The sequence below is a fragment of the Phyllobacterium sp. genome, assembly GCF_037994425.1.
Lineage (GTDB): Bacteria > Pseudomonadota > Alphaproteobacteria > Rhizobiales > Rhizobiaceae > Phyllobacterium.
This window is the reverse complement of sequence record NZ_JBBNAM010000325.1, coordinates 25,950-51,818: the sequence shown is the minus strand read 5'-3', so window position 1 is coordinate 51,818 and position 25,869 is coordinate 25,950. Positions and strand designations below refer to the sequence as shown.

The 25,869-nt window shown below is 57.7% G+C and carries 26 protein-coding genes; 10 read left to right on the top strand and 16 right to left on the bottom strand.

Annotated elements, in window-relative coordinates; all coding sequences use genetic code 11:
• The first annotated feature begins 1 nt into the window (after position 1).
• Positions 2 to 2,158: a mechanosensitive ion channel family protein gene (locus tag AAAB35_RS21690; RefSeq protein ID WP_340670343.1), complete on the top strand. Its 2,157-nt coding sequence runs from the start codon at positions 2 to 4 to the stop codon at positions 2,156 to 2,158.
• A 15-nt stretch (positions 2,159 to 2,173) separates the two neighbouring features.
• Here the strand turns inward: AAAB35_RS21690 and AAAB35_RS21685 are convergent, their stop codons facing one another.
• The 5 genes from AAAB35_RS21685 to AAAB35_RS21665 all read right to left on the bottom strand — a co-directional run bounded on the left by AAAB35_RS21685 (position 2,174) and on the right by AAAB35_RS21665 (position 7,069).
• Positions 2,174 to 2,425, bottom strand: coding sequence for a hypothetical protein (locus AAAB35_RS21685; RefSeq protein ID WP_340670342.1), 252 nt, complete (start codon positions 2,423 to 2,425; stop codon positions 2,174 to 2,176).
• Positions 2,426 to 2,502: 77 nt separating this feature from the next.
• Positions 2,503 to 3,771: an O-antigen ligase family protein gene (locus tag AAAB35_RS21680; RefSeq protein ID WP_340670341.1), complete on the bottom strand. Its 1,269-nt coding sequence runs from the start codon at positions 3,769 to 3,771 to the stop codon at positions 2,503 to 2,505.
• A complete protein-coding gene (locus AAAB35_RS21675; protein WP_340670340.1) occupies positions 3,768 to 5,309 on the bottom strand; it encodes an undecaprenyl-phosphate glucose phosphotransferase in 1,542 nt (513 codons plus the stop codon). The genes AAAB35_RS21680 and AAAB35_RS21675 overlap by 4 nt, the downstream gene beginning before the upstream one ends.
• Positions 5,310 to 5,372: 63 nt before the next feature.
• Entirely contained in the window at positions 5,373 to 6,515 is a 1,143-nt protein-coding gene (locus tag AAAB35_RS21670; RefSeq protein ID WP_340670339.1) for a glycosyltransferase family 4 protein, read from the bottom strand.
• Positions 6,516 to 6,523: 8 nt separating this feature from the next.
• Positions 6,524 to 7,069 carry a polysaccharide biosynthesis/export family protein gene (locus AAAB35_RS21665; RefSeq protein WP_340670359.1) on the bottom strand — a complete coding sequence of 182 codons (546 nt, stop codon included), beginning with the start codon at positions 7,067 to 7,069 and terminating at the stop codon, positions 6,524 to 6,526.
• Between the two features lie 239 nt (positions 7,070 to 7,308).
• Between AAAB35_RS21665 and AAAB35_RS21660 the strand changes: the two genes are divergently transcribed.
• Together AAAB35_RS21660 and AAAB35_RS21655 are read left to right on the top strand one after the other, a co-directional pair.
• Positions 7,309 to 9,462, top strand: coding sequence for a Wzz/FepE/Etk N-terminal domain-containing protein (locus tag AAAB35_RS21660; RefSeq protein ID WP_340670338.1), 2,154 nt, complete (start codon positions 7,309 to 7,311; stop codon positions 9,460 to 9,462).
• Positions 9,463 to 9,636: 174 nt separating this feature from the next.
• Positions 9,637 to 10,143 (top strand): alkylhydroperoxidase, encoded by a 507-nt coding sequence (locus tag AAAB35_RS21655; protein ID WP_340670337.1) that lies wholly within the window; start codon positions 9,637 to 9,639, stop codon positions 10,141 to 10,143.
• Positions 10,144 to 10,146: 3 nt separating this feature from the next.
• Here the strand turns inward: AAAB35_RS21655 and AAAB35_RS21650 are convergent, their stop codons facing one another.
• Complete coding sequence (locus tag AAAB35_RS21650) at positions 10,147 to 11,283, bottom strand: GNAT family N-acetyltransferase (RefSeq protein ID WP_340670336.1); 1,137 nt, start codon at positions 11,281 to 11,283, stop codon at positions 10,147 to 10,149.
• Between the two features lie 169 nt (positions 11,284 to 11,452).
• Between AAAB35_RS21650 and AAAB35_RS21645 the strand changes: the two genes are divergently transcribed.
• Positions 11,453 to 12,466: a polysaccharide deacetylase family protein gene (locus tag AAAB35_RS21645; RefSeq protein ID WP_340670335.1), complete on the top strand. Its 1,014-nt coding sequence runs from the start codon at positions 11,453 to 11,455 to the stop codon at positions 12,464 to 12,466.
• Positions 12,467 to 12,488: 22 nt separating this feature from the next.
• Here the strand turns inward: AAAB35_RS21645 and AAAB35_RS21640 are convergent, their stop codons facing one another.
• A complete protein-coding gene (locus AAAB35_RS21640) occupies positions 12,489 to 12,704 on the bottom strand; it encodes a DUF2842 domain-containing protein (RefSeq protein ID WP_340670334.1) in 216 nt (71 codons plus the stop codon).
• Between the two features lie 159 nt (positions 12,705 to 12,863).
• Between AAAB35_RS21640 and AAAB35_RS21635 the strand changes: the two genes are divergently transcribed.
• The 4 genes from AAAB35_RS21635 to AAAB35_RS21620 all read left to right on the top strand — a co-directional run bounded on the left by AAAB35_RS21635 (position 12,864) and on the right by AAAB35_RS21620 (position 15,248).
• Complete coding sequence (locus AAAB35_RS21635; protein ID WP_340670332.1) at positions 12,864 to 13,961, top strand: COX15/CtaA family protein; 1,098 nt, start codon at positions 12,864 to 12,866, stop codon at positions 13,959 to 13,961.
• A gap of 73 nt (positions 13,962 to 14,034) precedes the next feature.
• Complete coding sequence (locus AAAB35_RS21630) at positions 14,035 to 14,355, top strand: hypothetical protein (RefSeq protein ID WP_340670331.1); 321 nt, start codon at positions 14,035 to 14,037, stop codon at positions 14,353 to 14,355.
• A complete protein-coding gene (locus tag AAAB35_RS21625; RefSeq protein WP_340670330.1) occupies positions 14,352 to 14,516 on the top strand; it encodes a hypothetical protein in 165 nt (54 codons plus the stop codon). The genes AAAB35_RS21630 and AAAB35_RS21625 overlap by 4 nt, the downstream gene beginning before the upstream one ends.
• A gap of 114 nt (positions 14,517 to 14,630) precedes the next feature.
• Entirely contained in the window at positions 14,631 to 15,248 is a 618-nt protein-coding gene (locus AAAB35_RS21620; protein ID WP_340670329.1) for a hypothetical protein, read from the top strand.
• Here AAAB35_RS21620 and AAAB35_RS21615 read toward each other — a convergent pair.
• The 6 genes from AAAB35_RS21615 to AAAB35_RS21590 all read right to left on the bottom strand — a co-directional run bounded on the left by AAAB35_RS21615 (position 15,237) and on the right by AAAB35_RS21590 (position 19,700).
• Entirely contained in the window at positions 15,237 to 16,079 is an 843-nt protein-coding gene (locus AAAB35_RS21615) for an aminoglycoside phosphotransferase family protein (protein ID WP_340670327.1), read from the bottom strand. The two genes, AAAB35_RS21620 and AAAB35_RS21615, sit on opposite strands and share 12 nt — an antisense overlap.
• 4 nt (positions 16,080 to 16,083) lie before the next feature.
• The gene (argC, locus tag AAAB35_RS21610) at positions 16,084 to 17,022 is read right to left on the bottom strand and encodes an N-acetyl-gamma-glutamyl-phosphate reductase (RefSeq protein ID WP_340670326.1); all 939 of its coding nucleotides are present in this window, start codon (positions 17,020 to 17,022) and stop codon (positions 16,084 to 16,086) included.
• A 73-nt stretch (positions 17,023 to 17,095) separates the two neighbouring features.
• On the bottom strand, positions 17,096 to 18,049 hold the full coding sequence (gene speB, locus AAAB35_RS21605; RefSeq protein WP_340670325.1) for an agmatinase: 954 nt from the start codon (positions 18,047 to 18,049) through the stop codon (positions 17,096 to 17,098).
• A 116-nt stretch (positions 18,050 to 18,165) separates the two neighbouring features.
• Entirely contained in the window at positions 18,166 to 18,642 is a 477-nt protein-coding gene (gene rpsI, locus AAAB35_RS21600; protein WP_027232424.1) for a 30S ribosomal protein S9, read from the bottom strand.
• A 2-nt stretch (positions 18,643 to 18,644) separates the two neighbouring features.
• A complete protein-coding gene (gene rplM / locus AAAB35_RS21595; RefSeq protein ID WP_340670324.1) occupies positions 18,645 to 19,109 on the bottom strand; it encodes a 50S ribosomal protein L13 in 465 nt (154 codons plus the stop codon).
• 276 nt (positions 19,110 to 19,385) lie between these two features.
• Entirely contained in the window at positions 19,386 to 19,700 is a 315-nt protein-coding gene (locus AAAB35_RS21590; protein WP_340670323.1) for a hypothetical protein, read from the bottom strand.
• Positions 19,701 to 20,156: 456 nt separating this feature from the next.
• On the opposite strand from AAAB35_RS21590, the gene AAAB35_RS21585 reads away from it, so the two are divergent.
• Together AAAB35_RS21585 and AAAB35_RS21580 are read left to right on the top strand one after the other, a co-directional pair.
• Positions 20,157 to 20,486: a hypothetical protein gene (locus AAAB35_RS21585; RefSeq protein ID WP_340670322.1), complete on the top strand. Its 330-nt coding sequence runs from the start codon at positions 20,157 to 20,159 to the stop codon at positions 20,484 to 20,486.
• Positions 20,483 to 21,325, top strand: coding sequence for a hypothetical protein (locus tag AAAB35_RS21580; protein ID WP_340670320.1), 843 nt, complete (start codon positions 20,483 to 20,485; stop codon positions 21,323 to 21,325). Before AAAB35_RS21585 ends, AAAB35_RS21580 begins: the two co-directional genes overlap by 4 nt.
• 30 nt (positions 21,326 to 21,355) lie before the next feature.
• Here AAAB35_RS21580 and AAAB35_RS21575 read toward each other — a convergent pair whose 3' ends face one another.
• From AAAB35_RS21575 to AAAB35_RS21565, 3 genes are all read right to left on the bottom strand, one after another.
• Positions 21,356 to 23,317: an elongation factor G gene (locus tag AAAB35_RS21575; RefSeq protein ID WP_340670319.1), complete on the bottom strand. Its 1,962-nt coding sequence runs from the start codon at positions 23,315 to 23,317 to the stop codon at positions 21,356 to 21,358.
• Between the two features lie 109 nt (positions 23,318 to 23,426).
• The gene (gene ppk2, locus AAAB35_RS21570) at positions 23,427 to 24,347 is read right to left on the bottom strand and encodes a polyphosphate kinase 2 (protein ID WP_340670318.1); all 921 of its coding nucleotides are present in this window, start codon (positions 24,345 to 24,347) and stop codon (positions 23,427 to 23,429) included.
• Between the two features lie 127 nt (positions 24,348 to 24,474).
• Entirely contained in the window at positions 24,475 to 25,722 is a 1,248-nt protein-coding gene (locus AAAB35_RS21565; RefSeq protein ID WP_340670358.1) for an adenylate/guanylate cyclase domain-containing protein, read from the bottom strand.
• Between the last annotated feature and the right edge of the window lie 147 nt (positions 25,723 to 25,869).

Here is a 25,869-nt window from a genome sequence, read left to right as displayed (position 1 = left end):
AATGGGTAATGTTGAGTTCCGGGTCTGGGCAGCGAGGGCGGCCGCGCTCTTCGCACTTGGCCTCATGGCCTTCGTCGGCTGCGCCGCAATCGCTCGCACGCAGACAGCGCCTTCAACGCCTCCTGAAAAAGTCGAGCAAATGCTGAAACTTTTGGATGATCCGGAGGTGAAGGCCTGGATTGCGAAGAAAAGCTCGGCACCGGCACCGGAAGCGTCTATGGGTGCCTCAGCCAATGACTTCATGAAATGGTCGAATGCCATTCGTGCGCATTTGCGCGGGGTCGGCGAGGCTATTCCCGAAGTGCCGGGCGAATTCGAGGAAGCCAGCGACACGATCATGACCGAAGTACATGGTCGCGGCCCGGGCTCAATCTTGGTGCTGTTCGCTGCCTTTGCCGCACTCGGATTCGGTGCCGAATTTGTCTTCCGACGTCTGGTTGGCCGAATGCATGTACGGGGCCTTGCCAGCGTGACGGAGGCCGGAACCACCGCGCGCCATCACATGATCGGCAAGGCGATATTCGTTGCCATCGCGCCGCTCGTCGTCTTCGCTGTCGCCAGCGTTGGTGCATTCCTCGCCTTCACCTGGCCGCCGCTTCTCTGGCAGCTAGTCCTGCCTTTGCTGATCGCACTCATCGCCTGGCGGGCAATCATGCAGATAACGGCGATTCTCCTCGGCACGCACAGTGCCTATGCGAGCGACGGCGTGTACCCGCAATTGCGCCTGATCCCCATGGACGACGTCAGGGCGAAGTTCTGGTATCCCCGCGTTGGCGCGTTCGCCGGCATTTTCTTCGCCGGCTGGGCCTTTGAGGGCCTTATGGACATTCTCAACTTCACGCCGAATGTTCGAAGTCTTCTTGTCTACATTCTCGGCCTCGGCCTGCTTTTGATCGCGGTCGAAGCGGTTTGGCGCCGCCCCGAAGCGCCCGCGGAGTCGAAGGTCTATCGGCTAAAGGAATGGCTGCTCACATTCTACTTGTGCGCGCTTTGGCTGCTTTGGGTCGCGGGCTTGAACCTTTTTCTTTGGGTCGGAATCTATGCTCTCGTGCTGCCACCGATCTTGAGGTCGACGAGCGCGGTCGTACGCTCCTTCTTCGCCGGTAGCGACGATGCGGTCAGATCCCGCAATACGATTTTCGAAGTGCTCACGGAGCGTGGAGCGCGTGCCCTCGTCATCGTAATTGCGGTGGCTTGGCTTGCCTCGGTCGCCCGATTTCGCGCAAGCGGCCTAATGGGGGACGAAAACGCCACCCGACTTATCCGGGGGGTATTGAGCGGTGTCGTCATCCTATTGGCCGCCGACCTTATCTGGCAGTTGACCAAAGGCCTCATAAATCGCCGTATCGAGCGTGCCCGCATCGAGGGCGGTGACGAAGCCGAACTTGCCCGCAGCGGACGTCTCTTGACGCTCTTGCCTATCCTGCGAAATTTCCTCGCCGCGCTCATCGCGACCATCGCGGTCATGATGGTGCTCTCCGGACTGGGCGTCGAGATAGGTCCCCTGATTGCCGGCGCCGGTATTTTTGGCGTTGCCATCGGCTTTGGCTCGCAATCACTGGTGAAGGACGTCATCAGCGGCGTGTTCTATATGACCGACGACGCGTTTCGAGTTGGCGAATATATCCAGAGCGGCAGCTATAAGGGTACGGTCGAGTCGTTCAGTATCCGCTCGGTGAAGCTGCGGCATCATCGCGGCCCGATTTTCACGGTTCCCTTTGGCTCGCTTGGGGCGGTGCAGAACATGAGCCGTGACTGGGTCATCGACAAGTTCCTGATATCGGTGAACTACGACACGGATATCGCGAAGGTCAAAAAGGTGGTGAAGGGTGTCGGCGCAGCTTTGCGTGAAGATCCTGAATTTGGCCCCCAGATCATCGAAACGGTGAAGATGAAGGGGGTCGAGGCGTTTGGCGATTACGGGATCAACTTGAGCTTTGCCATGATGACCAAACCAGGGCACCAATCTACGATTCGTCGCCGCGCCTACGCCATGATCCGCGAAGCTTTTGCAGCCAACGGCATCGAATTTGCCTCACCCAGGGTACAGGTCGCCGCTAATGAAGATCAATCGGCGAGCGCGGCCGCAGCCGCCCGCGACACGTTGAACCGCAAAAAGGCGGCAGAGGCGGCAAAGACGGCCGAAGGAGAAAGCTGAGAAATAAGTTTGTGTTCAGGGTGCAGTATTCTCGGCGCCGTTGCGTTTACGCCGCATAATAACGGAATCGATCGCAAATTCCGCCATGGCTGCGGCATCGCGATTCCCGATGATGAATGCCGCGCGGATAAAGCGTGCAAGCGTATTGAGTTCCGGATCATTTTTGTCGGAAAGGCCGAGTCGCTCGGCCGCATTGTCCAAGGCGCACTGCATCAGTTCGCCGTCCAATTTCGAATAGTTTGGATTGTCGTCGTCCAAAAAGGTCAAACGCTGGTCCACCCTCAAAGCTCGGCGTCCCATTTTTTCCCCAGGGAGCGCTTGGGAAGATTTATAAATCAAAATGTTTAAATTACCACAGGGCTGGCCGGAAAACTGGAACCGCGGTTCTGATAGCGCGCTTCGAGTGCGACGCAGCCCCAGACAATGCCGACAAGCAGCCAGAAATGCCGCCAATGGTCGGTGTCGATGATATTGCCGATTGCCACATGGGCCACATAGGCGAGATAGGCGCATAGTAGGTAAGGCTGCCACGGCCGCTCGCGAAATAGAATCCTCAGGCCGAATCCAAGCGTCAGCATTGTCAGCGTCAGGTAGCTGATGAAGCCGATCCATCCATAGTCGAGCGATGCCTTCAGCCAGATATTGTGCGTGTCCTCGCCGAAGATCGGTCCGAACTCGAGTGGCCCGATGCCGAGTGGGTGGTCTATCGACATCAACAAACCATACCAGTGGCGTGCAAACCGCCCGAACTGGGCTTCGTCATAGTCCTGCACCAGCTGCGCGCGCGCCGTGAAAAGTTCGGCGACGCTTGGTATCTGCAAGGCGATCAGGACGGCAAGCAGAACCAAAACGACGGCGAGAGCAGCGAGGATGATGATCCGCAGGCGAAATTTCGGACTGGGGTTTCTGACGAAGAGTACGAAGGCGACGCCGGCAATGATGAAAGCCGCCATGCCCCAGGCTGCGCGCGAGAACGAGAGAAATACGCCCAGTGTGATAATGAGGATTGGGACAAGTCGAACCGGCAACGCGCGCAGATCGCCCACGAGCACACCATGAACCAGCCAGGCAAGGGGTAGCATGAGGAACGGCCCGAAAACGTTCGGGTCCTGGAATGCGCCCATCGCACGGCCGTAGCGTGTGAAAATGTCGGCGCCCGGAAAGGCGTCGAAGTAGCCGAGTATGCCGAGGAGCGACGTGCAGACTGCCGAAAGGATGTAGGCCCTGAACATGACCGCTAGGACGCGGTCATTGGTGCTGATGATGGCGGTGTAGAAAACGGCCGTGAAGCAAAGAAACAGGGAGACGGTGATATACATCGGCGCAGTCTTCAGTTCCGCCATCTGGCCCATGGAGATGACGCCGCCGATGTTGAAGACAACGAGGATTGTGAGCAGCACGGCAGCGGTGCGCGACAGGCGAAGGCCAAAAAGCGCCCAGATCCCAATGAGACCCGCCATATAGAGTTCGTAGGGTGCGGGTTCGTCGATGACGAAGCCGCTGAGAAAAACGCCAAGACCGACCGCGAAAGTGGAAATGAGCCCGACCAGGGCGCGGTTTTTTGCGGCGTGCTCGGCCTTCGTGGCGTCACTCGGGGTGGTGATTGCGCTCAATAGGCGTTGTCCGTGTTGAGGAGGCGGATTGGCGTGAGAAACAGAATTTTGAGGTCGAACCACAACGACCAGTTCTCGATGTAATAGAGGTCGAACTCGGTTCGCATCTTGATCTTCTCGTCGGAGTCGACCTCACCGCGCCAGCCATTGATCTGGGCCCAGCCAGTTACGCCGGGTTTCACCCGGTGGCGGGCAAAATAACCATCGACGACTTCATGATAAAGAAGATTGCGCGTATGCGCATAAACGGCATGCGGCCGTGGACCGACGAGAGAGAGCGTCCCTATCAGCGAATTGAAGAACTGCGGCAGCTCATCGATCGAACTCTTGCGGATGAAGCGGCCAACACGCGTTACGCGCGGATCATCTTTCACCACTGCATTGCGGGCGGTCGGATCGCACATGTCCGTGTACATGGAACGGAACTTCCAAACCTCGATCAACTCGTTATTGAAGCCGTGCCGCTGCTGCTTGAAGATGATCGGCCCCTTGCTCTCGAGCTTGATGGCGATGGCGGTACCGATGATGACCGGACTGAAGATGAGGATCCCAAACAGGCTGAAAAAGATGTCGAAGGCGCGCTTGGCGACCGAATCCCAGTCGTTGATCGGCTTGTCGAACAGATCGATCATCGCTACCGAGCCGATATAGGAATAGGCGCGGGGACGGAACTGCAGGTGATTATTGTGCGCCGACAACCGGATATCGACTGGCAGCACCCACAATTGCTTCAACAAGGAAAGGACGCGCGCTTCCGCAGTGATCGGCAGCGAGACGATGAGCATGTCGATATGGGCAATACGCGCGAATTCGATGAGTTCTACGATATTACCGAGTTTGGGATAGCCAGCCACGACCGCGGGGGATCGCTTGGCGTCCCGATCATCGAACACGCCGCAAATTCGAATATCATTATAGGGTTGCTGTTCGATTGACCGGATCAGATCTTCGGCCGGCTTGCCACCCCCGACGATTACCGCACGGCGCTCCATTTTGCCATTGCGCGCCCAGCGCCGGATCAGCCTTGACATGACGATGCGGAATCCGGCGAATGCGACGAGCGCGACAATATACCAAGCCCCGAACCAGAGACGCGAGAAATCCTCGGAGATCTTGAGGAAGAAGCCCGCGAGCGACGTCAGCGCAAAAGCACCGGAAATGCTGAGGATAAGTCGCCCGATCGTATGAAACGGGTCGCGCATGACGGCGAGTTGGTAGCTATCGGCAAATTCGAGGAGAAGGACGCTCAGCGTTGCCGTTGCGAGAATCGCAGCTGTGTAGTGCAGAAGGGAGTTTGCCGGTGTGCCAACATAGAAGACGAAAATCCCAAAGCCCGCGAGTGTGATGATTGCGAACTCGACCATCCGCATAATGCCGCTGACCATGACGGGAGAATTCGTATTGCGCGCATACTGGGAGGCAATGGCATGAGCGATGGGGCTCAGTTTGGCCTTCTCCTGCGCCGGCGCAGCGGGCCGCGACGCGACGCTGCGCACAGCATCACGCGAAAACCCGTGTTCGGCTTTTCTGTCTTTCATGATTGACCCTGAAGTTGTAGCGGCCCTCATTAGCATGGTTCGCCCGGAAATACAGAAGAGAAACTAATCCTTAGTGCGGATCGCAGCGAAATACTCGGCTTCAAGCCGCGAGGCCATGTTACCGATACCGAACTTCTCGCGAAGGCTATGTATATCGGGAAGAATCTGGCGGAAAGCCGTCAGATCGCCGATTGCCAGCGTCATGGTTTTCGCAAGAGCATCTGCATTCGGCTCAACAAGCGCAGGGGTTGCTTCGCCAAGGATCTCAGGAATTCCGCCGACGCGGCTCGCGATCACGGGCCGTCCGGCTGCAAGCGCTTCGAGCACGATGTAGGGCAGGGCCTCGGCGCGGGATGGGATCACCACCACCTTTGCCAGCCTGAATGCGTCGCGCGCCTTCATCGGCATGAGAAAGCGAATATTCGGGCCCATGCCTGCGGATTGCGCCTGCTCGACCACCGAGGCCCGATCCTTGCCGTCCCCGATCATCACCGCCTTGAGGTCGCGTCCGGAAGTGGCGCTCGCCTTTGAAATGGCGCCTACAAAAATGTCTGGACCTTTTAGGGCACGAATTTCGCCGATGTAGAGGAAATCCGCAGCGTCATCTTCCACCGCTACCGGTTCGAATTCGCTGTCGCTCAAACCATTGTAGATCAGTGCGTGGCCGCAGCGGGGGGCACCGATCTTCTTCGTATAGATGCCCTGCTCATAGGCGGAGACGAATATGATCCGGTCCGTCATCCGTTCCAGCAGGCGTTCGACGCGAAAGATGACGCCGCCCTGCATGCTTGCCGCATCGAAGTGGAGGCTGCCACCGTGAGGCGAGTAGATGCGCGCGACCTTGGAGCCGGAAAGTCGCAGCATCGATCCGAACAGGCGCGCATAGGTGCCGCCCTTTGCGCCATGTCCATGCAGGATGTCGGGCGCCATCTTGCCAATCATCCTGTAGGTGCGGAACGCCGCAACGACGTCTCCGGGACCGATCTGGCGTTGCATAGGAATCCGCTGGAGCCCGAGGTCGAGCTTGCCGCGCATTTCGCTTAGCAGCGCTTCTTCAAATGCGCCTCCAGTGGAAGCATCGCAGATTGCGCCCACCCTGTGCCCGGCAGCCACCTGTGCATGGATGAGGTCACGCACATGTCGAAATATCCCGCCGACAGGTGCGCGAAAACAATGGACGATACGCAGCGAGTGTTGCCTTTCCATGGGGAAAATCAGAAGAACCGCTCGCGCACATAGATCGTGTCGCCCGGCAGTACCTGTTCGGAAATGATAACGCGTCCTGTCAGGCTCTCGCCGTTGATCTGGCGCGTAATATCGATATCCGTCTGGTTGGCGCGTGGCGTAAACCCGCCGGCAGCAGCTATTGCCTTTTGGGCCGTCATTCCGGGAACGTAGGAATATTGCCCTGCTGCACCAACTTCACCCATGATGAAGACAGGCCGATAGCGGTCTATCTCCACTGCTACATCCGGGTCACGCAGGAAGCCCTTGCGAAGTTTGGCCGCCACGGCGGCCTCGATCTGTTGTATCGTCTTGCCACGAGCAGCGATGCTGCCGACCAGAGGAACTGAAATATAGCCCGCCTGATCGACGCTATAGGTATTGGTGATACCTTCCTGATCGAACACGGTCAGGCGAATGCGATCCCCCGCATCAAGTAGATAGGGTTTGTTGATAGCCGCATTGAAGGCAGGGGGAGCCGGCCGGTAACTGGCGCATCCACCGAGCGTCATGCATAGAACGCCAATGGCGACCATTAAGATCTGCTTGCTGAACACGGCTCGAACCCTAACGACAGTTGCAACGAGAATTCTCGATTCTGGCTGGGATTATCAATTCATTAGGGTTAATGGCTGGTAAAATATCGGAGAATGACAAGCACTTGAAGATAGGAATTGGGATGCCTCAATTTGATCATGCGTTGGCAGAAGATATTCTTAACGCGCTGGTTACCATGCGCATTTACCATGTCGCCGATCGAAGCGGAGTTGCATGAATGGCCGGGGCGAGCACTGTCGGTAACGATGTAGACATTGACATAGGTGCCTTGTTCGCCAGCCTGTGGCGAAACAAGTGGCGCGTCCTTTTCGGTTCGCTCCTGCTAACGGGTTTGGCATTTGCCGCCCTGTCATCAGTTTCACCAAAATACCGCGCCGAAACGCGGATATTGATAGAGACGCGGGAGTCGATCTTCACGCGACCGACCACGCAACAAGCGGATGATCGGGCGGTCATCGATCAGGAAGGCATCAAGAGCCAGGTCGAGCTCATCAATTCTTCCGATCTTCTAAAGCGCGTTATCGCCAAGCTTGACCTCGGCAAGAATGCCGAACTCTCGGCCGGGGCGGAGCCATCGGCGATTGGGCGGCTCTTCGGCGAGGTCGGCATAGGCAAGAACCCCGACGCGGAGACTCGCGACGATTATATTCTTCAGGCTGTCCGTGACCGATTGGTCGTCTACGCCGTCCAGAACTCGCGTGTCATCGTCGTGCAATTCTCCTCGAAGGATCCGGCGCTCGCCGCTGCGGTCGCCAACGCGATTGCCAACGAATATATCGCGACACAGCAGGCATCGAAGTCGCAATCCAACGAAGTTGCTACGGGGTGGCTGCAGCCGGAAATCGCCGATCTCAGCAAACGCGTGCAAGAAGCCGAGGCAAAAGTCGCAGCTTTCCGCAGTTCCTCCGACCTTCTCATCGGGCAGAACAATGCGGTTCTTGCGACGCAGCAATTGTCCGAGCTTTCATCGGAACTGTCGCGTGTCCGGGCCAACCGGGCTGCCACTGAAGCCAAGGCCGAAAGCGTCCGCTCGGCGCTCGCCAACGGCGTCGCCGTCGAAACGCTCCCCGATGTCATGGCATCGCCGTTAATTCAGCGGCTGCGCGAGCGGCAGGTACAGCTCAACAACGATATTGCCGATCAGTCGTCCACTTTGCTGAGTGGCCATCCCCGGATGAAGGCTTTGCGCTCGCAGCTTGCGGATCTCAACCAGCAAATCCGGCTCGAAGCCCGCAAGGTCCAGGGCTCGCTCGAAAGCGAGGCACAGACGGCGCGCCTGCGCGAAGCCCAATTGATCCGCTCGCTGAACGAATTGAAGGCGCAATCAGCTAAAGCGGGCGAAGAAGAGGTCGAGTTGCGCGCCCTCGAGCGCGAGGCAACGGCCCAGCGGCAATTGCTTGAATCATATCTCACCCGCTATCGCGAAGCCTCGTCGCGGATCGACCGCAGTTCAATGCCGGCGGATGCGCGCATTTTCTCGCGCGCCGACCGGCCGATCGAGCCATATTTCCCAAAGATCGTTCCGATGACGATCGCCGCTTTCGTCGCGTCGCTGCTCTTGTTAAGCATCGTTACGCTGCTGCGGGCGCTGTTCACGGGTGCGGCTTTGCGTCCTGCCTACACCAAGCAGATGATAGCGTCCGAACCCGCGACTGCCGCGATCCCTAGCAAATCTGTCGCCTTGGGGATTCCAGCCCCCGAAGAGAACGCACGCGCCGTGATCGCAGCTCCTGTAGAAGAGCCGGCTGCCGGCGTACTCGTCGTTCAATCCGACCACTCCGATGTCGCCAACTTGGCAGACCGCCTGATGGCGAGCGGCGCGGCGCGTGCCGTCGTGGTTTCGCCGGAAGGTGATGAGGCTTCCGCCCTGACGATATTACTGGTGCGAGAACTTGCCGACCGTGGCGTGCGTGTCATTCTCGTCGACATGACAGGTTCCGGTGAAATCGGCCACTCCATGCTTGATGACAAGAACATTCCCGGCATCACCAATCTCTTGGTGTCCGACAAGCATTTCAGCGATGTGATCCATCCGGATCACTATTCCCAGGCCGAGCTTATCCCGCTTGGCAATCACGATCCGGCAAAGGCAATGCAGTCAGTTGGCCGCCTGCCGATGATCCTCAATGCCCTGCAATCCGCATACGATCTTGTCGTCATCGACAGTGGCGCGTCAACCGTCAAGGAACTGAAGCATCTGCTCGCCGATGGTACGGAATTGATCCTTGCTGTCGTCAATCCGGACGACCCGGATGTTGTCGCGACAGCTAAGGCGGTGTTTGAAGCAAAGCTGCTGCAGCCGGAACTTCTTACGCCGTTTGGCAGGGCACAATTGCGGCTTGACGGCGGTAGGATCGTCCACTCGGCTTGACGATCGGCTCGTCGCTCCACCTATCCGTCGGATAGGTTATTTCCCAAGCAATCGGCGTTTTGTTACATTCGAACTCCAAGCGTTTGTCGCAGGAGACGCCAATGTACTTGCAAACGATTGCGGAAGACCAAGCGACCGCGGGTCGCTGAAATCTACGACGCACAGAAAGCGCAGATGGGTTTCGTCATGGCGACGGCAAAGGCGTTCACGCCGCGGCCGGATTTGCCGATCTACACGGATTTCATAGAAAACGTTCGTGCTGGTTTTTCCCTTGGAATTCGCGAGTGGCGCTTGATCACGCTCGTTGCAGCGAAACACGTCCCGTCCACCTATTGCTCCTATGTGTATGGCAAGCAGTTGGTTGGCGATCTCGGATCGAAAGAGTCGGTGATTGCGGTACACAAAGATTTCGGCAACGCTGGTCCTTCGGACAAGGATGTCGAGATGCTTGCCTATGCAGAGCAGATAGCGATCGACGCCTCGCAGATTACCCAGACAAGCATCGATCGGCTCCGGGACGTCGGCTTCAGCGATCAGCAGATATGTGACATCGCTCTGTGTGCCTCGTTCCGCTGTTTCGTAAGCCGGTTTTTCGATGCTGTGGGCGCGGGACCTGAACCGGTTTATATCGATGAGAACACGGAGTTTTGCGAGGCTTTGACAGTCGGCAAGCGCTTCTGACATTCACGCTCGATGTTGGCCGCGAAGTCTGGTGCGAGCCGACTTGACCAATGCCCAGATTTTTTCGTTCTGCTTGATCCGCCGTACCAGGGCGCCACGAGTGCCGAGGTAAAAAGAGTGCATCCGTCCTCGCGCCGTCAAGCTGATATCGGTGTCATAGGTAGGTGTCTCGATATCGCTCCAGCTGCGCTTGTAAGGCTCGTCGCCGATACCAAAACTATAGATGGCAAGGTCTGAGCCGCAGCTTTCCTCGATATCTTTATAGAAAAGGAATTCTCCAGGGCTAGTATTGATGAATTCGTCATCGGCGATCCCGACAAAGTCGATAAATGTCTGACCCCTGGCGTGGGATTTGCCGAGGACTGCCCGGTATTTGCCCGCAACTTCAAGTGCTCTCAATTGAAAACGGGGTGAGTCCGAGCGGGTTTCGTCGACAAAGAGGCGGTGAAAGAACTCTTTCACGCCCTTGGGCTCGTAGGTGTTCTTGATGCCCGCGCGCCCCAGACGATCTGCCTTCCATTCGAAATAGTTGTCGAGCATTGCCGCTGCCTCGGTTGCATTAGCAGCAGTAACGATCCGGTAGCCGCCCCCGTCGTCATAACGCCGCGTAACGTGCCTGTGCTTCTTGGTTTTTCGCTTCGGGTTGTGCCGGTTGAGGATATTCTCAAAGTTTCCGTCAAGCTTTATCGCAAGACTGACATTGGGGTTGGCTCGATGCGGCAGTTGCATGAGGGGATTGGGAACGCCGGCAAGTTTTCCGAGTTGGCGTGCAAGCGCGACGACATCGATGTCCGGCCTCGCCTTGCGAAGGGCCGCGAAAAGCCTAGCCAGATCTTCCGACTTGACTGGCTGCGTGGGTTCTAGTGCCGGGAAATTGCAATTGGCGTGCGGCCCGCCTGCATATCCTGCTATTCGCAGGCTGCCCTTTCGTTCAATTTCCAATGGCAACAGAAAAACGGGTCTGCCTTCGATGCAGAGGGCGGCAACCAAACAGTCCGAGTTAGCGAATGATTGCCAATTTAAGAACCAGTCGACCGTCTGTGCGGCTCCCGCGAGAAATTCGTCGGAAAAGGCATTCCATAGCTTTTTTGCTTCGCTAACATCGACAACGATTCTAGGCACGGGCCGGGTAGAAACCATTATTGTTTTCCGTTGGGGAGATGATTATAGAGGACCTCGTTGCTCAGTATATTTTAAACATTTAGGTTGCATGAATTGGTGAAAACAACCCTCCGATTATTCTTGATTAGCGTAAATTGGTGAGACAATGGACCACGCGGCTGATTTATTACGTAAAGCCGTGATGCGAATGGCATGGCATAGCGGTTTGGCGCAGGGAACGCGCAATCGCTTTGGCGGGCTAGGTTCGATCATCATGTTGCACCGTGTCCGCCGCGATTGCATCAGTCCCCTAGGCGTGACGCGCTCACTCTCCATTACGCCGAAATTCCTCGATGAGATTCTCGCCTCCCTGAGATCGGAGGGGACAGAGTTCGTGTCGATGGACGAAATGGCGGAGCGTGTCAAAAGCGGCGCCCGGCGTGATCGGCGTTTCGTTGCGGTGACGTTGGACGATGGCTATAACGACAATCTCAACCACGCCTATCCCGTGTTTCAGAAGCATAGTGTTCCTTTCACGGTCTATGTTGCGCCCGGTTTCATCGAGGGCGCGGCGGTGCTCTGGTGGGAGGTGGCAGAAAAGCTTATCGCCAAGGCTGCGTACATCAAGGTGCCTGGTGGACCCGAGTGGCGATGTTCGACGTTGTTCCAAAAGCGAGCGGCTTTTCATGGACTTATGCGGTATTTCTCATACACCTTGACGGAGTTGGAGCAACTGCCTGTATTACGTGAAATGTGCGCCGCGGCGGATATGATGTGCGGCGTCACTGCCGATCAGGACGTGATGACCTGGAAGCAACTGCGGCAAATTTCGGCGGATCCCCTGTGCACGATTGGTGGCCACACGGTTCATCACTATAACCTCAAGCGTCTGACCGCAGGCATGGCGGCGCAGGAAATGCGCCAATCGGCTGACATGATCGGCGATGAACTCGGAAAACGCCCTGCCCACTTCGCTTTTCCCTATGGATCGGCCAAGGCTGCTGGCAGGCGGGAAGCTGATATCGCGGCGCAAGAGGGGTTCGTCTCGGCGGTGACCACGCGTCATGGCACAATACATGTCGAGCACCATGCCAACCTGCATGCGCTCCCGCGCATATCCATCAATGGGCGCTTTCAGAAGCTCGTCTATGCCCAGACCATGATGAGCGGCGTTACAACGCCCATCGCCAATGCGGGGCGTAGGGTAGTTCAGGGCGGTTAGAAGGTTCCAGACAGGCGGATCTTCAAGCCTTTTTCTTCGGGGCCTTTTCCATCCAGCTTATGATGAACATGGCTGGGACGACCCAAAGTATGCCGGTACAGAAGAAATAGAGCAGGTGTATCCACGGGCTGGCGTTGGCGAGGAGCGCGACGGCAAAGATTGTCGCGAGAACCGCATAAATGCAAACCAATGCCACCAGCAGAAATGTACCAATGAGTTTCTTCAGCCTTACAGGCATCGGCATTCTCCAAGTTTAGCGCTCCATCTAGCGGCTAAAGCGCCGATCGGGAAGTCAAAAAGGCCACTCGCGCCGAAAAACGCGACGGCGTGTCGCGCGAGCCCAGCTTGTCATCGCGCCCGTTATGCGGCACCTATCCGCGACCGACAGGAGTGTGCGATGACCGATCAGACAATCAGCGCAGGCGCGATCAGCTTTATTCAGGGTCGCGAGGCCCGGAACCGCCAATATGTGCGGCTCTGGCTTTATCTGGTGCTCATTGTTCTCGCAACGATCGTCATTGTAGGTGGCGCCACCCGCATGACCGGCTCGGGTCTTTCAATTACCGAATGGAAGCCGATCCACGGCATTATTCCGCCCATCGGCCACGATCAGTGGGTGGAGGAATTCGACAAGTACCGCCAGATTCCCCAATACGAACGGCTGAACAAGGGCATGAGCCTTGCCGAATTCCAACAGATTTTCTGGTGGGAATGGGCGCATCGGTTCCTCGCGCGCGGCGTCGGCTTTCTCGTTGCGCTGCCGCTCGCCTTCTTCTGGCTTACGGGTCGTTTGGAGCGCCGCCTGAAGCCGCGCATGGTGGGGATCCTAGCACTCGGCGCCCTTCAGGGTGCCGTTGGCTGGTGGATGGTGGCGTCCGGCCTCGTCGACCGCGTCGACGTCAGCCAATACCGCCTCGCAACCCACCTGACCCTTGCCTGCTTTATCTTCGCCGCGGTGATGTATGTGGCCCGCGGTCTTGCGGTCTATTCGGAGGCACCAGCCGGACGTGGGATTCAGCGCTTCGCTGGCTGGTTTGTCGTTCTTGTTTTCATCCAGATCTATCTGGGTGCGCTCGTCGCCGGCCTAGACGCCGGGCTTTCCTATAATACCTGGCCACTGATGGATGGTTCGATCCTTCCGGGCGATCTGTTCCCGATCCAGCCTCTCTGGCATAACTTCTTCGAGAATCCGAAGACTGTTCAATTCGTGCATCGTTGCTTTGCCTATTTCGTGCTGGCTGTGGCCATCTGGCAGGCTGTAGCTGTCGGTCGCAAGGCACCGGGCACAACCCATGCCCGCCGCGCCGTGCTCCTTGCGGTACTGGTTGCCCTGCAAGCAGCGGTCGGTATCACGACGCTGTTGATGATGGTGCCGATCGGCCTCGGCCTCCTGCACCAGGGCTTTGCCATTGTCCTGCTCGGCTTTTCGGTCGCGCATTGGCGTGCCACGAAGGGCAGCTATCCGCAGGAGACGGAAGTTGTAGCGGGGCAGTAGCGGTTGTCCCAAGACTCGATGTAGTGCTGGCTTACCCTCGGAAGAAGCGGGTCTGACAGTGGAAACGAACAAGATGAACCTAAGCGCGAGACGCTCACTGGCAGCTGTCGCCGGCCTCGGCGTATCGCAAATCATCAGCTACGGCACGCTTTATTATAGCTTCAGCATTCTTGCACCCGCAATGGGTGAGGAGTTTGCGAGATCGCGCGAATGGCTGTTCGCTGCCTTCTCTGGAACGCTGCTCATCGGCGGGATCATCTCGCCGTGGTCAGGTCGCTGGGCCGATCGTTTCGGGGCAGGGCGGGTCATGACGCTTGGGTCGCTCGCTGCGGCGTGTCTTTGCTTGCCTGCGCATTCGCACCGAATTGGGGCACATTCGCGCCGGCGCTGGTGACGACGGGAATTGCGACCCCCTTCATTCTCTACAATACGGCTTTTGCCGTCCTCGTGCAGATCGATCCGCAAGCCGCCCCGCGCCGCATCACGCTGCTGACGCTGATTGCGGGCTTCTCCTCGACGCTGTTCTGGCCTTTGGCGACCGCACTTCTGCAATAGTTCGATTGGCGCGAGATTTTTCTGTTCTACGCGGGCCTCCAGCTCTGCATCTGTTTTCCCATCCATTTCTGGCTGTCGCAATTGACCAGGCGGTCGCCCAGGCTGAAACCGGAAATGTCGGCCGACGCCGCAACATTCGATGGCGGCTCTTTGCCGCCAGCGAGCCGCAGGCCGGCGTTGATCCTCATTGCATCCGGATTTTCGTTTGGGAGCTTCGCCCTTTCGGCGATGCTCGTGCATCTCGTGCCGGTCCTGGCGGCAGTCGGCCTTGGCACTTCGGCGGTGCTGGTCGGCACAATCTTCGGGCCCTCGCAGTTTGTGAGCCGCCTGGTCAACATGGTTCTTGGACACCGGTTCTCGGCGGTGGCCGTGGCAATACTTTCGACGGCGCTGATCCCGTTGGCTTTTCTGATGTTGCTTCTGCCGCCGCCTGTTCCGCTGATTGCCGGCGCCATCCTGTTCGCAATGCTTTTCGGCATGGGCTCGGGCCTGAACAGCATCGTTCAGGGAACCTTGCCGCTCGCACTGTTCGGGCATCAGGGCTATGGCGAAATCCTCGGCAAGATCACCGCGGCACGGCTCACCGTTTCATCGACGGCGCCATTCATTTTTGCTTTTATCCTTGAGCAGTTCGGTCCGCATGCGGCGCTCGCCATAGCTGCCTTTGTCGGTCTTTGCGGCGTCGTTACTTTTTTGATGGTGGCTCGTCTCGTGAAGCGCTCATACGAGTGAAGCAAGAACATTTTGTACAGCCCGCGCGACTTCGAGGCTGCGAGCCGCCTCCTCGAGATTTTCATCCTCCATGTGCCAGGAGGCAGATAGGGCGGCATGGGCCATCGAATAACTGAGTATCGTGCGGATATCGCGATCGAACGCGTGCGAAAAAGTCCGCGCCATGGCCGCTATGCGCGCTTCGCTTGCCCGCAGATCCTGGCGGTCGAGCGGGTTGTAGAACATGTTCGCGGCATCATACATCGGGTCACCAAGGAGGCCCTTGGGATCGATGATCAGCCAGCCCCTGTCGCCGAAAAGTATGTTCTCGTGATGAACATCGCCGTGTAGCGGCTGAACGTCCACGGGATTGTTCATGAGGTCATCGGCAATACGCGCCGCCTCGACAAACAAACTTTCGGTCCGATCGTTGCGATCGCGTTCGGCCTTGATGAACAGCCTCGCAAATTGCCGCCGGATGGGGATGAGGTCGGTCGCGAAGCTCCGATCATGGTGCGGCGTATTCAGAAGTTTGCTCAAGACTTCGACCGAGATCGCTGTCGCCGCCTCGTCTCCGAATTCGTTGAGATGGTCGAGGAGTGTGCGTTTGCCTGCATATTCGAGCAGCAGCAGATTGGCCTTTATTGCAAGGACGCGGATCGCACCGCAGCCTTTGTGCCAGTCAAGATAGTGCACGCCAGGCAACTCGTCCTTCATGCCGATGGGTGTCAAAGCCTTGACGATTGCCGGCGCGCCACTCCTGAGCCGCACCTTTGTGATGCGGCTGGTAACAGTCCCGGCTAGGATTTCGGGGGAGGAGACTTCCCATTCGGCAGGGAAAATCTCGTTCACCGCCTTATCCATGGCCGCCGATCATGAGAGCAAGATTCTGCACAGCTGCGCCGGATGCCCCTTTGCCGAGATTGTCGAGAAGGGCGACGAGATTGACCTGCCCTTGACCTTCGGTGCCGAATACGAACAGCTTCATGATGTCCGTGTCACGCAGTTCTTCAGCATCGAGCCTCGCGAGCTCTACGCTTTCGGCGAGTGGAACCACCTGTACGATGTCCTGACCTTCATAGTGCGCAACGAGTGCTGCATGGATATCGTGCAAGTAAGCGTTGCCGTTGAGATCGTCGGTGAATAGCGGTACCTGTACGATCATGCCCTGCGGGAACCTTCCCACGCTTGGAGAAAACAGTGGGCGCCGTTCGAGGCGACCGTGTATCTGAAGCTCCGGCACGTGCTTATGCTTGAGCGGCATGGCGTAAAGGAAATTGTTTGCCGTGATGTGGTCCGGATTGGTCTCGTCTTCCATCTGGGCGATCATTTGTTTGCCGCCGCCCGTATAACCGGAAACCGCATTGACAGTGATGGGATAATCAGCAGGAAGAATGCCGGCATCGCGCAGGGGGCGCACAAGCGAGATTGCCCCTGTCGCATAGCACCCGGGATTGGCCACGAGACGAGCGCCGACAATCTTCTGCCGTTGTGCGTGGTCGAGTTCGGCAAAACCATAAGCCCAGTCTGGATGCACGCGGTGGGCTGTCGAAGTATCGATGATCTTCGTTGAATTGTGTCCTTCGAGGATCGAGACTGCTTCCTTCGAGGCGTCATCTGGCAGGCACAAAATGGCGATATTCGCTTCCCTCAGGAAATCGGCACGCAGATCGCGGTTGCGACGCTCGGCTTCAGGGATAGAAAGCACGTCGAGATCGCTGCGGCCGGCAAGGCGTGTCCTGATCTGCAGACCTGTCGTGCCGTGTTCGCCATCGATAAAGATTTTCGGTTTCATAACATGCCCTTGGAAGCTTTGAATTCAGATAGTTGGCGGGATAAGCGGATTCAATGTCTAAGCCGTCGAACGGTCAGCCTCGTCGCGCTTTCTTCTCCGCGAGCATACCAAGGTAATACATCGCGATTGTGGCACCTGCTATGGCGGTAACGTCCGCATGGTCATACGCAGGAGCAACTTCCACGACATCGGCGCCGACAATGTTAAGCTCTGTCAGATGGCGCAGCACCGAGAGTATCTTTGCCGAAGACGGTCCGCCGACTACAGGCGTTCCGGTTCCCGGTGCATAGGCTGGGTCGAGGCAGTCGATATCAAAGGTAAGATATACTGGCTTGCCGGCAGTCCGCTCGATGATCGCTCTCGCAATCTCCGCCGCAGACATTTCCTCGAGCTCATAGCCATAGACGATTTTTAGGCCGCAATCATCCGGGGCATGGGTGCGAATACCTACCTGGATCGAATGGGCGGGGTCGATCACGCCATCGCGCGCCGCCCGGCCGACGAAGGAGCCGTGATCGATCCGTTTGCCGTCATCATACCAAGTGTCTTGATGGGCGTCGAACTGCACCAGCGCAACAGGTCCATGTTTCGCTGCATGCGCCTTGAGAATCGGCCAGGTAACGAAATGGTCGCCGCCAAGCGAAACGAGGAAGGCGCCGGACTTGATGATTTTCGCGGCTTCGCGCTCGATCATTGCCGGCGTCTTCTGATGGTTGCCATAATCGAGAAGGCAATCGCCGTAGTCGATCACTGCCAGATCGGCAAAGAGGTCGCGATGGAAAGGATACTGCGGATCATTGTCGAAGATCGCCGAGGCGCGCCGGATAGCCTGGGGGCCGAAGCGTGCGCCAGGCCGATTGGAGACGGCCGCATCGAATGGAATGCCCCATACCACAGCTTCCGCGCCATTGAGATTCTTCGTGTAGCGGCGGCGCATGAAGGAAAGCGCACCCGCGTGCGTCGGATCGGTCGCTGCGCCCGTCAATGCGCGCGCTGTGAAGGCGTGGTCGATGGACTTCGATGGCATGTGGCTCTCCGTGGGTGACGCGTCACCGTTACTCGATAAACTTCATTCAGAGATGATCGCAACAAAAAAGCGGACCCGAAGGCCCGCTTTCTGTTCTTGTCCGATTGAACGCTGTATTAGCGCTTCGAGAACTGGAACGAACGACGGGCCTTGGCCTTGCCGTACTTTTTGCGTTCGACAACGCGGCTGTCGCGCGTCAGGAAGCCGCCCTTCTTCAGAACGCCGCGCAACGCGGGCTCGAAGTAGGTAAGCGCCTTGGAAATGCCGTGACGAACGGCACCAGCCTGACCGGAAAGGCCGCCACCGGCAACCGTAGCGATGATGTCGTACTGACCGGCGCGGTTGGCAGCAACGATCGGCTGCTGCAGGATCATCTGCAGGACCGGACGTGCGAAATACTTGCCGTATTCCTTGTCGTTGATGACGATCTTGCCAGAACCGGGCTTGATCCAGACGCGGGCAACCGCATCCTTGCGCTTGCCGGTCGCGTAGGCGCGGCCTTTGGCGTCAAGCTTCTGGACATGGACCGGCGCTGCGGCAGGCGTGCTGGCGGCAATCGTGCCGAGAGCTTCGAGCGAATTGAGCTCAGCCATTCTTATGCGCTCCTTTTGTTCTTGGTGTTCAGCGCGCCGACGTCGAGGACTTCGGGAGACTGAGCTTCATGCGGGTGATTGGAACCAGCGTATACGCGCAGGTTCTTCATCTGGCGACGGCCGAGCGGTCCGCGGGGAACCATGCGCTCAACGGCCTTTTCGACGACGCGTTCCGGAAAACGGCCTTCGAGCAGCTGGCGGGCAGTGCGTTCCTTGATGCCGCCTGGATGGCCGGTGTGCCAGTAGTAAACCTTGTCGGTGAGCTTCTTGCCGGTGAAGACAACCTTGTCGGCATTGATGATGATGACATTGTCGCCATCGTCAACGTGCGGGGTGAAGGTCGCTTTATGCTTGCCGCGCAGGCGGTTGGCGACGAGAGTGGCGAGACGGCCGACGACGAGACCCTCGGCGTCAATCAGTATCCACTTTTTCGTCACTTCTGCCGGCTTCTGAGAGAAGGTAGCCATTGTGTTCGTCCTTGAGATCATCCTTCACAAAGGAAGGCTTTTCTTGTTGCTTGCGTTGCGCGAAATTCGATAATTTCGGCAACAATGAAAAGCGGCGGGAAGGACCCACCGCAGTCGAGAGGTTCAATATAGGGCTAAGGCGCGCGCGTCAAGCACTAGATTTTGGACAGTACGTCAGAAAAGTGATATAAATCAATAAGTTGCTTCAAAGGTATTATATTACCGCATTGTTTATGCCATTATCTTTGGTCCTTCGACGCCAACTCATGGTGATAATCAAAGTTCCTGACCGACCTCAGCCGGATGTTTTTCGTCGTTTGCGTCCTCGTATACGATCGTGAACCCCTGGGCCAATAACTGCAGTTTGAGCTCCTCAAAATGGCGCCTGAAGCCGGCCTCGATCTGTTTCCTTGGATAGCGCCAGCCTTTTTCATGGGCTTGGCGCAAAAGGTTTGCATAGGAGCGCTCGCTGATGATCCGGACCGTTTCTTCTGCGATTATGATTTTTCCGGGTTGTTCGTCCGCGATCGTCGGCTGGCATTGCAACAACAGCAGACCGAGAAATGTTGAGGCAAGAAGTGGCGTATTCATGATTCCCCCTTCGGCCGCTTCGAAACGTGGCAGTATCCAACCCTGCAGCCGATCCTGAGATTAGCTTGACCGTCGTAAACCCGGAATCGCGCAAATGCAGTGTTCTCGGTACTGCATTTGTAGTATTTTTGCGGGGGTCTACGCAGTTCGCCAATGAAGGGGACACGTTTTGGCGCCTCGCGACACCATCGATGCGAAACTGTGCGCCGACCTTTCGGTGCGCGAGGGCGACGTCGCGGCGAAATTCGTTGCGGGAATGACCTATCGTGAAATCGGGGAAGCGCTTTTCATCGCACCGACAACGGTACGAACGCATCTCTCCGTCATTTATCAGAAACTCGGCGTGCACAATAAAATGGCACTTGCCAATCACTTTCCGCTCAGCAGGCCGACGATGTCGGGCCGTCTCCGCTCCACTCTTCCGAGGAAACGTCCGGTCCCCCAATCATCGCCGTCTTGCCGTTTGACAATCTGGCTGGCGACGATCGCTGGTCACGCCTTGCAGATGGGCTGACGACCGACCTTATCGTCGACCTTGCCCGTTACCCAGACCTCGCGGTGATTTCCCGCTACACGATGTTCGCACTCAAGGGCCGCCATGACGATCCGCGCTCCATTGGGCGCGACCTTCACGCCGATTATCTTGTCGAATGCAGCCTGCAGGCAGCGGCAAATGATCATTTGCGCATCTCCGTTCAGCTTGTCGATGCGAAGAGCGGTGAGAGTCTGTGGTCGGCGCGGTTTGACGAGCCCACCGATGACGTCTTTGCGGTGCAGAGTCCGTGAGCGAAAATGTTATCAACGTCCTTGCAAGCTGCTGCGGGAAATTGGCACAGTTTCGCCGTAACATTGTTGTTCGGCGCAAGCCGCCTGAAAGCATGAGCGCGTACGAGTGCCATCTACTCGGGGTCGAACAGCTCAATATCTACAGTCAATCAGCGAACGAGAATGCGATTCGATTGCTCTCCCGAGCCGTGGAATTGGATCCTTCATTTTCGCAAGGTTGGGACGAACTGGGCTTTGCCTACGCCGTGCAAGGTGCCAACGGGTATGGCGGCAATGCCGCAACGTCGCTTGAGCGCTTCAAATATTGCGCTACCAAGGCATTGGAGCTTGATCCCGGCAATAGCCCCGCGCGGCAGTGTGTCGGGGATTTTCTTGCATTGAGCGGGGATTTTGAAGGCGCAATCGCCGAGAATACCCGGGCGCTACGAAATTCTCCCAACGACAGCGGCGTTCTTGCACTCGTCGCCGGCAGCCGGGCACTTGCGGCGGGAGACCCCGCCGAGGGCCGTTGTTTGATCGAACGAGCGCTTCAAATCAACGCTCTGCCACCGGTCTGGTATTTCAGCATGCTCGGCCGCGTGACCTTCGTCATCGGCAGCCACCGCGAAGCGATTGCAGCGTTCAGGCGCGCACCGCAGGACATGCCGTCGACCCATATGTTCCTGGCCATGGCCCCTGCCCTGTTGGGTGAGATGGAAGAAGCGAACCAAATCGCCGCTCGACTCGCGAGCGAGTTTCCTGATTTCAACCCGGAAATGTTCATTGCCGGCTATCCGATTACCAATCCTCCCGCCGTTGAAGCCATCCGCCGCGGTGCGGAACGCATGGGACTGGCTTAGCTTAAGCTGAACGATGCGCGTAGCCGCAAATCAGTGCTCGTTCGCGTGTGCGGCTTGCGCCAAGATGATCGCGTCCGCCTCCTTGCCGTACATCTCCTCGAAGTGATCGAATGTCTTGGAAAACGTACCGATGCCTTGTGTCGCCGAGCGCAATGTGCGTGCGAGTTCGTCGAGGGCGCTGCCTGGAATGAGGGCCCGGAAGATGTCCCAGCCCTTGGCCTTCTCGTCGCGATCGAAGCCCAAAACCTGACCCTTGAAGGAGGATATGATCGGCACGAGGCTTCCGGAGTAAATCGACGGAATGTTGATTTCGACGCGGAAGATCGGCTGCATCAGCACAGACGAGGCCTGGGCGAGTGCATCACGAACGCCCATCTTGCCTGCGGCGCGGAATGCGAATTCGGAACTGTCGACCGAATGGTGTTGACCGTCGGTGAGGGTGACGCCGACATCGATGACCCGAAGCCCCAGAGGCCCCTTGTCCATGGCTTCTCGCGCACCCGCCTCGACGGCGGGAATGAAGTTGCGCGGAACCGCGCCGCCCTTGACCGTTTCCGCAAAGCTGAAGCCTTCGCCGCGCGCATTGGGCCGGACGCTCAACTTCACGTCGGCAAACTGTCCGGCGCCGCCCGTCTGCTTGCGGTGGCGATAGTGTACATCCGATGATTTCGAGATCGTCTCGCGGTAGACGGGGCTCGGCGGCTTCTCGCTCACCTCCACATGGAAGACGTCGGCTAGGGTCCGGCAGATGTCGCGCAGATGTACGGGGCCTTGCGCGCTGATCAGTTGGGCGCCGGTGCCTTCTTCCTGCATTACCTTGATGCCGCGATCAGTTTCCGCCAATTTCGCCAATGTTTCGGAGAGCTTTGTTTCGTCGCGCTCGCTGCTCGGAACCAATATGCGTTCCATCATTGGCGTCGGCGCCACAGTCCAGCCGGGCGCGACAACGGCGCCGTCGGCGCCAAGGAGTGAGGGAACGGGGAGGTGATCCGACTTGACAGTCGCGAAGACATCGCCGGCGGGGGCAGTACCCGAAGCGATCGGCCGCCCGGTTCCGGGATCCTGCACCGGGCCCAGCCGCGCGCCGGCAAGCAATGCACCCTGTTTCAGGCCGTCGGTGAATGCGCGGACCAGAACGGTCTTGCCGACATTCTGGCGGTGATAGGCGTGAAAACTGACGGCGATCAACGCACTTTCGAAGATGCTTCCCTTAGCGGCAAGCCGCTTGCGCAGCGTGTCAACTTGCGGGGTTTCGTGCCGAAGCGCCTTCATCAGTCGCATGATTCCGTTGCTGTGGCTTGCGGCACCGACAAGTACGGGAATGATCCGGTTCTCGCGCAGCACACGCGAGGAGATCGAATAAACGGCATCGGTGGCCGGCTCACGATCTTCAATCAGTTCTTCCAGCAGCCAATCGTCGAATTCTGAGAGATGTTCGAGAAGTTCCGCCCGGGCTTCGTGTTCGCGTTCCATAAGATCAGGAGGGATCTCGATCAGCGATGACGGCTGGCCCTCGCGATAGCGCCAGGCACGTTCGGAAATAAGGTCGCAACTGCCGACGATCTTATCGCCTTCGCGAATGGGAATCTGGCGGAGGATCAACGTGTGATTGGAGTAATCCTGCAGTGCGGCGACGACGTCGCGCAGCCTGCCTCTCGGCTCGTCCATCTTGTTGACGAAAAGGATGCAGGGCGTGCCAGAAGCTTCAATCGCGCGCAGATACGGTGCGGCGAGGACGGCTTCATCCGGGTTGGGCGATACACAAAGAATGCAGGCATCGCTCGCCAGGAGCGCGTGGTGGGCATGTGCAATTGCTTCGCCTGAGCCGGGCGTGTCCAGCGCGCACCACGCCTCGCCACCGAACTCGAATTCCGTCAGGCCAAGTCCATAAGGAGAAACAGATTTTCGTGGGGAACCTTCAAGTGAGCCCAGCTTGTCCACGAGTGTGGATTTTCCGGTTTGCGAAGGTCCGAGTACCGTAACACAGCGCATGGCGATCCTCCCTCTGCCAGCATCACAAAATCTCCGCTGGGAGGATGATGCCCTACACGGGCGCGAATCGCTAGAGTCAGACGGTTATTTAGATCGCGACTATACGGGATCAGTATTTCGGCGGCACATAGAGTTCCGGCGGCAGGACCTTGCGCTCATAATCTGGATTGAACACACGCTCGGGAAGAGCGATCTCCTCATGCGGCACGTCCTCATAGGGTATCCGGCTGAGGAGGTGGTCGATGCAGTTGAGCCGCGCGCGCTTCTTGTCATTGCCTTCGACGATGTACCAAGGCGCTTCGGGAATATTGGTGCGCGCGAACGTCTCTTCCTTGGCCTTCGTGTAGGATTCCCAGCGTACGCGAGATTGGAGGTCCATCGGCGAAAGTTTCCACTGCTTCAGAGGGTCGTGGATGCGCATCAGGAAGCGCATCTGTTGTTCCTCGTCGGTGATCGAGAACCAATATTTGACCAGCCGGATACCGGAGCGCACGAGCATGCGCTCGAATTCGGGGACATCGTGGAAGAATTCATGGACCTGGTCTTCGGTGGCAAAGCCCATGACGCGCTCAACCCCGGAGCGGTTGTACCACGAACGGTCGAAGAGAACGATTTCGCCGCCGGCCGGAAGGTGCGGCACATAGCGCTGGAAATACCACTGCGTTTTTTCGCGATCGGACGGTGCGGGAAGTGCAACCACGCGCACGATACGCGGATTCAACCGTTGCGTGATGCGCTTGATGACGCCGCCCTTGCCGGCGGAATCGCGTCCCTCGAAGATTACGACGACCTTTTCCTTGTGGTAGGCAACCCAATCCTGAAGCTTGATCAGTTCTGACTGCAGGGAGAGGAGGGCACGAAAATAGTCTATGCGCGGCATGGAGGGCGGGTGTGCCTTGCGATAAATCTTGCGGATTTCCTCCGAGAGCGCCGGCTCGGAGAGTTCGAGCTCGTAGTCTTCGTCGAGCGTATCGGCGAGCTCGGCCTCGAGCCAATCCTGGGCTTCGGAATTTTCCTTCGAATTGTTCATATCGCCTCTCCGGGGTTGGCCAACTGACGGCGGAGCTTATTCTGCTACTGTGCCGTCGCTTATGCCACGTCCGCATGAAGGATTTTTGAAACAATTATGAACATGCTGCAGGGGCCAATGGTCCCTGCTAGGCGTGCGTCAGAACGGCTACCTTGTCAGCCTCCTTCAGGCCAAAAACATCGAATGGACGATCAAGACCGCGCAGCATGTGTGAACCAAGACTTTCGAATTCCTTCGTACAGTCGGCCATCTCGACGAATGCCTTCGACAGGAGGACCGGTCGCTTGATTTCCTTGGTCAGGCTTTCGAGCCGCGAGGCGATGTTCACAGCTGGTCCGATCACCGTGAAGTCGAGACGGCTGCGAGATCCGATATTCCCATACATTACGTCCCCGACATGGACACCGATGCCGTAGCCAAGCGGGAGGCGCCCCTTTTGCACGAGGTCTTTGTTGAGCACGGCGAGCGCAACCTGCGCTTCGCCGATGGCCTCCAGGAGATTTCGGCAAGCCATGGGATCGCTAAGCGGGAAGATGGCAAGGAGTCCATCGCCCATGAATTTCAGTATTTCGCCGCCGTGGCGGGCAATCGGTTCCGCCATCGCATCGAAATAGCCATTCAAAAGCTCGATGACATCATCCCGTGGCCAGAGGTCAGATATCGCGGTGAAATCCCGCAGATCGCAGATCAGAATGGCCGCACCGACGGTAACGCCGCTGCCGCGCGTCGTGGCGCCTGCGAGGATCTGCTCGCTGGCATGGGGCCCGACATAGGTTTCAAGCAGCGTGCGCGCCAACCTGTTCTTCAATCGGATCTCGCTGACGAGCGCCAGAGCCGGGAGAAGATCGGTCAGGTAGGCTATGTGCTCGTCAGTAAAACCACCTTCACTGTCGGAGGCAAAGGTCACCACGTGTTCCTTGCCCAACGTATGATAGAGCGGCCAGGCGACGTAATCGGTATAACCCTGCGAGCGTAATTCATCGTATAGAGGATAGGTTTCCTTGCTATCCTTCTCTAGTCGCCATCTAATCTCGCCTACACCGCTCTTGATCCTGTCTATCGGGCTGTTGCGATACCGTTCAGTTTCCTCGACATCATAACCGAAGGTCTGGATATCCGCCTTTTCCATGCCGGTCTTCCACATAATGCGCGCTCCCAGCCACTGGGGATGATGCGTCCTGAGATGCAGCGTCGAGCGCGCGACCGGGACGTGGTCCCTCGCAAGCCGGTTGTTGAGATCGACGAAGATGTTGTCAATGAAGCGCTCTTCACTTGTCTCCTGGACAAGCCAGTCGAGCAGCCTGCGCCTCTTGACCGGCCAGGTTGCGTCATCTGCGAGCGGAGAAACAGAAGAGGTGGTCGATTGGCTTTGCATCACTAGGTTCTCCGTCATCATCAGTCCAGACTACACTCTAAATAGAGCAACCTCGGGACGATTAAAGCTGCGATGGCAAATATTACCGTTCCGATCCTCGGTCGGATGCCCAGCTGACTGTTCACCCATTTGAGCATAATGGTATCG